The organism is Bacteroidales bacterium, assembly GCA_031275285.1.
Classification (GTDB): Bacteria; Bacteroidota; Bacteroidia; order Bacteroidales; family UBA4181; genus JAIRLS01.
In genome coordinates, this window is record JAISOY010000058.1 from 33,413 (window position 1) to 42,952 (window position 9,540).

Annotated in this window: 5 protein-coding genes; all 5 read right to left on the bottom strand. The window is 44.9% G+C overall.

The features are described from left to right. Positions 1–62: 62 nt before the first annotated feature. From LBQ60_05435 to LBQ60_05455, 5 genes are read right to left on the bottom strand one after another with little or no spacing between them, the layout of a single operon-like run. The gene (locus tag LBQ60_05435) at positions 63–1,610 is read right to left on the bottom strand and encodes an Ig-like domain-containing protein (GenBank protein ID MDR2037348.1); all 1,548 of its coding nucleotides are present in this window, start codon (positions 1,608–1,610) and stop codon (positions 63–65) included. 21 nt (positions 1,611–1,631) lie between these two features. Further along, positions 1,632–2,570 (bottom strand): DUF4361 domain-containing protein, encoded by a 939-nt coding sequence (locus LBQ60_05440; protein ID MDR2037349.1) that lies wholly within the window; start codon positions 2,568–2,570, stop codon positions 1,632–1,634. A gap of 18 nt (positions 2,571–2,588) precedes the next feature. Next, positions 2,589–4,595: a RagB/SusD family nutrient uptake outer membrane protein gene (locus LBQ60_05445; protein MDR2037350.1), complete on the bottom strand. Its 2,007-nt coding sequence runs from the start codon at positions 4,593–4,595 to the stop codon at positions 2,589–2,591. A gap of 12 nt (positions 4,596–4,607) precedes the next feature. Further along, positions 4,608–7,748, bottom strand: a complete 3,141-nt coding sequence (locus LBQ60_05450; protein ID MDR2037351.1) for a TonB-dependent receptor — start codon at positions 7,746–7,748, stop codon at positions 4,608–4,610. 24 nt (positions 7,749–7,772) lie between these two features. Further along, a complete protein-coding gene (locus LBQ60_05455) occupies positions 7,773–9,077 on the bottom strand; it encodes an IPT/TIG domain-containing protein (GenBank protein ID MDR2037352.1) in 1,305 nt (434 codons plus the stop codon). Positions 9,078–9,540: the final 463 nt, after the last annotated feature.

Below are 9,540 nucleotides of genomic sequence, written 5' to 3' on the forward strand. Positions count from 1 at the left end.
TAAAGTATCAATAATAAAAATCCTGCCGTAAGAAAAAAACTCACGGCAGGATATAAAAATCACTAATCTACTATTTCAAGTGTTAACCGTTGATTGTTGGCATCATAAGTTACCTTATAGTAGCCCGGAATAAATCCACCTTCCGGACCCATCTCGTTATTAGCGGGTTTGGTTAATGGAGCGCCAACAATAGTTAATCCGGGAGCAGAAACTTTACTGTCCCAATCGCCACCAACCAACTCCCAACCTCTAACAATCATAATTGCAAACGATGCTTGATCCAACAATATATGCGCCTGATAAACACCGTCACGAATCTGAACCATGTATGCGCGATTTTTTGGATTTCCTCTTTGACCACTATAGTTGCCATTGCCAAAGTCAGGATGCCATACGGGAGCGGATGCAAAATTAGCCCCCATGATCCAGTTGCAAGCAGGGCGCAAATCATTTTCCCTGGTAATCCAGATGTACTTGTATTTTTCAGAATACATAACATCCCATTCGCCTGATGCTCCTGTAAATATTAATTTGTTTTTATCACGATTGTAAAAGAAAAAATCGCGATTGTAAATTTCTGCAACATCTTCAGGAGCCATTCCTTGTATTTCCACTTCACTGTCTTTACTAAAATTAACTTTCTTATAAATGAAATCATGCGCTTCGTTACCTTGAGTTGCAACGAAGGAAGAAAAAGTCGAGAAATCAAGAGTGGTAACACCTGGAGAAACCGCCGTTACAGTTACGGCAATATCCTTGAATACGCCAGGATCGGCGGTCAACGAAACTTTTACAGTAGCCGTACCTGCGCCAATGGCTTCTAATTTACCATCAGTGGCCGTTACTACGGATACATCGGATGAGGCCCATACGAGTGATTCGTCTCTAACGCTGTAGTCTGTCGGCAGGAAGGAGGTCAATAAGGTGACGATCTGATACTGTAATAATTCCAGAGAAGTTTGAGCTACTACGATTTCAGTAATCGGAATCACCAGTACTTCTACCGGAATCACTTTTTTCACATCCGGCTTTTCCACAGATGAAACGATAATCTCAGTACTGCCAAAGTCAAGCGCCTGCAATGTGCCTGTAACTTCATCAATGATCACAATACTTTCGTCTCCTGACTCCCAGATTACATTGAAAGGTATTTCTTCATTATAATTTTCTGGTAAGGCGTTTGCTCCCAGGCTCATAGACTGACCGAGTAACATGGATATTGTTTCTACGGTTGTAAGATTTGCGGGATTGATTACTTCAATCCCGGCAAGAGGAATAAACTCAACCACATCAACAGGTATGGTCCTTTTTAAACCTTCACTACTGGTAACATAAATAAAACATGCTCCATCGGCAACGGCTTTTACCAGACCGGTTGAACTGACCGTAACCACCGCTGTATTGCTGCTTTCCCATATAAAGGTCTGATTCGTGGGGCTTGCAATGACCTGAACTTCGTCACCTGCAATCAGGTTTAATTCCGTATGGGTGACAAAAATTTTATGTTCTATATCCCTGTCGGGACCTTCGGCACAACCCGAAAGCATCAAACAGCCGACAAAGACAACGACGCATGCATGAAACAAAAATCTATTCTTATCCTTATTCATTTCATTTTTATTTTTAATTGATTAATCTTCTTCTACACGTATCAATCTTTCTTCTACTTCCCTCCATGCACCAAAATTAACACCATCGGCACTTTGACGAAACCTGTAGCTCAGCCAGAATACGCGCATTGGGGTAAGGCCTTGTATCAGGGCAGGATCGTAACGGTTGTAATCCTCTTTAGGAATCATTTCCACTTCCATCATGGAATCATCATAAGGTGTAACGGTAACGGTGTTATCCTCATGTATCTGAACCACAACGGAGTTTTTGGCAAGACCTGCAGTAGTGATTTCGCTTGTATACGATTCGTTGCCGATCAACATCCTCACCTTATCTTTCGTTAACGGATGTACTGTTTTTGTACCGCTCATCACAAGCAATGGGTTGGACAGTTGGCCGCTTTTGGTGTATTCGGTTTTCGGATACTGGGTGGCATAATCATTCTCAATCGCTACACGGAACAGGACATCCTGTTTTTCCTCGTTCACCTCGTATTCCGATATGCTTACGATTTTCAGCGGAACGAAGTAGATCGAATCGGGCGACAGCCCATCCGGCCTGACTTTCACGGGCATTCTTGCATAGTGATCATCCGACTGCGCAGGTAATGTTACCGAGTAAGAGGAAATTTCATACCTATATGCTGGCAACAGTCTGGCATATTGATGCTCGTAATCATAGTTCAACATGTTGTACCTGTCTAACATTTCAGGATTCGGCTCGATGTTCACTTCGATTGCCTTCTCGTTGGTTTCGGAACCTCCACATCCGACGGTAACATACTGTTCCGAACTTTCTTCATTGAGCGTATAGGATGCAACATATACATTTTCCGTACCGCTGCTCAGAAGATAAACCATAGGTTTGTATTGTTCGTCCTGATAAATGGCATCGCTGTCACAACCGGCAAAGTTGAATGCAATGATGCCGGCGATGAATATTTTTACTGATATTTTCATATTACTTTCTGTTTTCAATTAATACTGGTAACCCGGATTTTGATCTAAGGAAGGTGTTTTCCTTACTTCATTCAGATCAAGAGGAACAAGGATCAGTTTCTTGTCTACTACTCTGTTTCTGGCAACCACCTGATTGACCGGAACAATATTGTAGAAGGCTAATCCGTCAGCATCCATATCCATACCCATGATCGGCTCCCTTTCAGTGGTTTCGTACTTGCCCCAGCGCCGCACATCCCAGAAACGTGCGTTTTCATGAAGCAATTCCACCATGCGTTCTGTTTCTATCAAACTCTGCATCGTTTCCGGCGAAGCGAGCTCTCCAGCAGTCAATCCCGGCAAGCCTGCCCTGAAACGTACCATGTTGAAATATTTCGCCATTTCGCCCATATCCCTCGAAAGCGTATAGGTTTTATTATCGCTGCCCTGAATGGTATGAGTAGTGGTCAGGTTGTTCAACGCTTCCACATAAGCAAGCAAGATCTCTGCATAACGTATAATAGGATAAGCTTTAGCCATCCGCCGGGAATTTTCGTAATCTGTTCCCTGGCCGGTTGTTCCCCATGAGTCTTCAGGGTGTACGAATTTTCTCAACGTATAACCGGTAGTATTTACGTTGTAGGGCAGGTTACGGACAGTGTTTTTGCCCGCGTTACCGCTTGAATTATACCAGAACTGCACATTTTTTCTTGCGTTGTTTGCAGTGGAAAGCATAGGCCAGTGCGCTCCGCTGAATCCGATGCTGGCATAGAACCTCAACTCGCGATTGACATACATTTTGTGAACATTTGCCTTCAGCGTATAACCGGAGAAAGCAGTATCCCTTCCATTCCATATCCCATCTGTTTCGTAAGGATATTCAGCGCTTGAATTATTGATAGGACGTCCGTCGGCCATACGGAATGCATCGATCATTTTTTGCGGTACGGAAACTGTGCCATATCCGTTAAATGTTTCGTACGGAAAGGAATGCCGCGTATAGTTTTCTATACCGGGACCGTCCGACCGTTGTGCCCACAGGAATTCGGGATTACGCATCATCGGCGATTCCCCGTCGAACATATCGTGAAACGATCTGAAAGGGTCAATATTTCCGGCTCCTTCGGGAAAATCAGCGGTAGGTACATTGTCGGGTAATTCCGGAGTATCTGTACGTTTCTGGATGGTGTGCAAAGCATAAAGATCGGAATCTATGATACGCTTGCAAACCGCCGCTGCCTCAGCCCATCTCTGCTCGTTATAGGTTTGCGAAACATAGTTTACCCCGTCGGTCGACCGTAACCATGTTCCGTAGGTTCTGCGGGCCGCAAGACCTCCATTCCATAGCGGACTTGCCTGTATCAGCCGCAGGCGGGCGCTCAGCCCCAGCGCGGAGCCGGATGTAGGCCGACCGAAATAGCTGGCCGAAACAGTCTCCGGCATAAGCGCCGCCGAACGTTCCAATTCTCCACAAACGTAATCTATCGTCTCGTCGAAGGTTGCTCTGTGGCGGTCATAATACTCGATCTCCTCGTTGTTCTCCAACACCTCGTCACCTACAATCACTACAGGACCGTAATATGTCACCAGCCTGTAATATGCGTAGGCGCGCATAAAATAGAGATAACCCAGCAATTCGTTCTTTTCCTGGCTACCATCTTCCAGATCGACCGTCAGATGCATATTGGCAAGAACCGTATTCACCCTGCGGATGACAATGTACATGTCGTTCCAGATATTAAACGTCCTGAGATTGGTGGGCGTTATTTTTCCCTGTATATAATCGAGCGCGGTATAATCGCTGACCATGATCGAAAAGGCCTCGTCGCAGGCAAACGAACCCAGGTGGATGAATTTCTGGCCTTCATCCGGAAACATCGTCGGTATATTCCAGATATAACGTTCCAGATGCCTCTTGTAGGTAAAAATAGAATCCCATTTAAACGACTCTTCAAAATTATCGGCAATGTCGAGATAATTGCATGAAGGCATCGCCATGATGGCCACGCACGTAAAAATGATAATATGCTTTAACATTTTTTTCATTTTTTTTATTTTTTAAAAGTTAAGATAAAGCTGCAGCGTATATCTCGCCGGTATCGGATATGCGCGTCCGTTTCTGTAACCCTGTTCCGGGTCCCAGTCTTTTACTTTGTCCCAGACATAAAGGTTACTGCCGACAAACTGTATATCCACCGACGACAATCCTACCTTTCTGAGGAAATCGCTGTTGAGGTTGTAATTGAGCGTGACTTCCTGAAGGCGCAGGAAGCGAGCGTCATTTTTCCAGAATGTGGACAACTGCGAATTATTATTATTATATCCGTACGACAGTCGTGGGAAACGGGCATCCGGATTTTCTGCCTTAGAGAGGTCTATGCCATTTGCCAGGGCATAGTCCTTCGGCACCCAACGGTTGGAAGGGTCGTTAGCCATGGTCAGGACATTACCGACACGTCCATTGTTGAAAGGTACATAACCGGGACCATTGGTACCATATCCATCAGTATAGCCAACATGGTAGAAGGTTGTTTTACCCCTGCCTGTGAACAATATACCCAGCGTAAAGTTTTTATACCTTACTTCACCGCCGAATCCGTACATCAGCTGTGGGTAAGTAGGGTCGGAAAGATACACCATATCGTCGGTATTGACCACTCCGTCACCATTGACATCTTTATACTTAATGTCGCCCGGCATCACTTTGAATCCGCCGAAAGACTGGGCGGCGCTATTGTCTACATCTGCTTCGTCAGTAAATAACCCCGTGGAAATATAACCGCGTATAGCGCCGTGAGGATACCCGTCACGTAGCTGGTAGGGATATGGTGTAGGCACATCTTCCCAGAATAAAACTTCATTTCTCGAATACGTATAATTTCCTCTGACCGTAAAACCCCAGTTGTTGAAGTCATGCGTGTAGGAAATATTTCCATCACTACCGAAACTGCGCATACTCCCTACGTTACCATATGGACGTGCAGACCATACCAGACCGACATGACCGGGTATAGTTTGGCGACGCTGAAAAATATTTTCACGCTTGTCGTTGAAAAAGTCGGCTACAAGCTGCAGTCTGTCGTTAAGAAAACGTACTTCAATACCTACATTGGACTTCAGCGCTTTTTCCCATACCAGGTTACCGGCGCCAAATTGTGCTTCAACAATACCATTGAGGTTACTTCCCCATCCTGTGGACCGATTTTCCGTTATAATGGTCAAAAAAGGGAAGCGGAAGTCGGCTATACGGTCGCTACCCACCGTTCCATAAGAAGCGCGGATCTTCAGGTAGCTGAGCCATCCCGCATTATCCCTCATCCATTGATACTGGGTAGGGATCCACCCGAGAGCCACTGAGGGGAAAAACCCGAATTGTTTGCCGGGTTCAAAGTTTTCAGAACCGGTGTAGCCAAAGTTTACATCAATCATGTAAGTATCCTTGAACCCATAAGTAAGCCGGCTTGAAAGTCCCTGATACCGTTTCGGCAAAGCTTCCAATGCTACACGGCCATCAGCTGCGTTTGCAGCGTAGTTGGTATCCATCTCATCGCTCATATAATAATATACCAACGCACTTACGCGATGGTCGGTTGCAATAACTTTATCCCATGTCACCGTACTTTCAAGGTGGAATTTTCTCGCCTGGCGCTGCGAATCTGCGTATGACGGGCTTCTGGCATCAAAACTTCGGGATAACTGCAAATCGCCCCACTCAGTACGTCCGGTCGCTAAGTACAAATCAGGCATTACGTAGCGTATTTCGTTTTTCCACGAATTAATATCATATGCTCCCTGTACCCTTAGTTTCAGATTTTCCAACAAATATGAAAAATCATGTACAACAGCTATAGTTTGCTTACCTGTATAAGCCTGCTTATTTGCTCTTCCCGTAAAATTCAGCAACACATAAGGCGAAACATTTGAGAAACCAGCCGCATTATTGTAAGCAGAAAACGCACCATTCGAATATCTAACGGGAACGGTAAGCGGGGTGAGATTCGCCTGAGCAGCCCACATGGCATCAGTATCGGCAAAACCCGGCTCTATTTTCATAGACATAAAGCCATCAGTACCAAAATACATTGTTGTATTTTTGGTCAGATTGATATCCAGATTCATACGAAAATTGTAGGTGTTGTATCCAACTTTCTTCCTGATATTGTTTTCAGAAGCTATTTTGTATGCTGCATCTTCAATAGAAGCGCCCAAACTGACAAAGTAGCGCGCCACATCGCCGCCACCCTGCGCACTCATATAATAAGTTTGCTGAAATCCTACTCGTTTCATGATTTCTTTCTGCCAGTTAACATCCGGGTACAGGTCGGGGTCCAGGCCGTGCTGGATGATTTTCATTTCAGTATCGTTATACAGAATTTCTTCTCCGCGTACAGATCTCGCTTCATTGGCTAAACGGGCGTAATCATATGCTCCCAGATATTCAGGCATCTTGTTCAGATGAGACAATGTCACATTTGCCCTTGCTGTGATCCTCAGTCTTCCGCTGACTCCACGCTTGGTAGTCACCAACACCACGCCGTTGGCGCCGCGGACACCGTAAACAGCCGTTGCTGAAGCGTCTTTCAGTACAGAAAATGACTCCACATCGGCAGGGTCAATATCCGAGAGTTTTCCTTCCAGTCCGTCAATCAATACCAATGCTTCGCTACTGGCACCGAATGTTCCGATACCCCGAACCCAGAATTCGGCAATATTTTTACCGGGCTCACCGCTGCTCAATGTGGTAATCATACCTGCAACCCGTCCCCCAAGCATATTGGACATGGAGGTTGCCGGAACCTGCAGTTCTTTTACATCCACTGAGGTAACAGCGCCTACAACGCTTATTTTACGCTGGGTCCCCAAGCCTGTAACTACCACCTCCTCCAATTCGGTACCAGCGGAGACCATCATCACCTGAATATTATTATCTTCCTGATCCACCAGATATTCAACGGTTTCGTAGCCGATAAAGGAAAATACAATAACATCGCCCTTGGATGCCCTGATCTTGAATGTACCATCCGTATTGGTGGTCGTACCTATAGTAGTACGGCCTTTCAAATGTATGCTCACTCCGGGCATAGGCCCTTCCTCGTCGGATACCACGCCGCCCATGTTCAGCGTTCGTTGCGCCGAAACCAGAAACGGGAACAGGCACAGCAAGCAAATGACCAGAAATTTCTTATTTATGATTTGCATAAATTCTTAATTATAAATGATTAATTATTCTTGGGTTAATTTTCTGACTACATTATTACCCCGGTCGGCTATATATATGGTGCCGTCGGGCAACACAGCCACTCCTCTCGGGTCGTTAAACAATGCATCATCGGGGTTGCCGTCCTGATAACCGGCTACGCCTCCCTTGCCGATAATTGTTCTCACCATACCGCCTTCGCCGTTTTCATCGGGAAGAACAATCTCACGGATACAATGATTAGCCCTGTCTGCTACATACAGATTGCCATTGGGCGCTACGATCATCTGGCTTGGGTTGCGGAATCTGGCTTCCTTCAACCGCCCATCCATCCATCCTGCCTGTCCTGCCGCGCCTGCGAAAATAGTATGCTCCTTTGTCTCAAGATTATACAAACCGATGCAACTTATTTGGTCATATGCGATATACAGAAGATTCGGATTAACAGGGTCGAAAACAAGGTATGAATCGGACGGAGATACTGTTTCAGACTCAAGCGTCGCTTCCCTGGTTTCAGCATTGATCCTGATGAGATACCCATTCCCCTGATAACGTGTATATAAATCGCCTGTTACCGGATGGGCTGCAATACTGTGCGCATTTGATTTTGTATAGGTCCCATCGGATAAAATAGTCCGTTCCCTTGGTGTCCAGCTTTCAATAGGATCAAAAGAGAAATAGACAGCACCGTCGTCATTAATTGCGGATACCACCCCGTTTACATTCACTGTGGGTGCTCCCAATGCATAATATGTAGCATCGCTTCCGGGCAATACCGCTTCCACGATGTCTTCTTTTTCGTTGATCCGGACCAAGCAGAACGGAACACGCCAATGTGATAAAAAGAGGTTGCCATTCTGGTCGGCTACTAATGTAGACGGCTGATGAAATTCTGCTTCCGTCAGTTTACCCGCTTTAAACTGTGTGGTCCCCTTTTTCCCGGTAACGGTACGGACAATGAAATTGACTGTGTACGTAAACGTCTTATCTTCAAATACTGTACTATCATTCTCCACAACAACGGATATGTGCCTTGATCCGTCTTGCTGGCGCGGAGAAAATACGTAGAGGTACTCTCCCGAAGAGCTGATTACCGGAGCAGGCGTTTCACCGAAATATACTTTGATCTTTGATACATCTGTGCCGAAATTACTTCCGGAAATAAAGACCTTAGTCGCCAGGCCTCCCGCTTCAGGTTCTATATTGGTTATCAGGACAGGCTTTGTAGGGTCGTAATCTGTTTTGGATCCGTCACTGTCTTTGCACGACGAATATAGAAGCATCATAACTGCAATAAAACAGAGAATACTTAGTTGCTTTTTTCTTTTCATTTTAGTGTAATTTTTTATAATTTTTATAAACGCATTTTTACGTATATCAGGAATATGCTTTTTATTGTCAAATAACCACATTCGCAGAATACACGATTTCAGCTAGTTACATTCAATCTATCATCTTTCTCTTCATTAATATTGAATATTATTTCTTGTCCCAGTTATTGTCATTGAATGCGACAACATTTATTTCATAAGCTGTTATTTATCTGATCATAGGCATAAGATTTAGGGGTGGATGACTTGGATAATATTTCAGGGATAGACGCACTGCATCTATCCTACAACAAATTCGTTGTGGAACAGATATGCCAAAATCCTGACGAATGACCAGATATAAAAAATGATTTCGGGATGTTGCTTTTCCTGAAAAGTAGTTGTAGCTTTAGGGGCTCTCTTTTTTTACATTCTCTCTCTCTCTCTCTCTCTCTCTCTCTCTCTCTCTCTCTCTCTCTCTCTC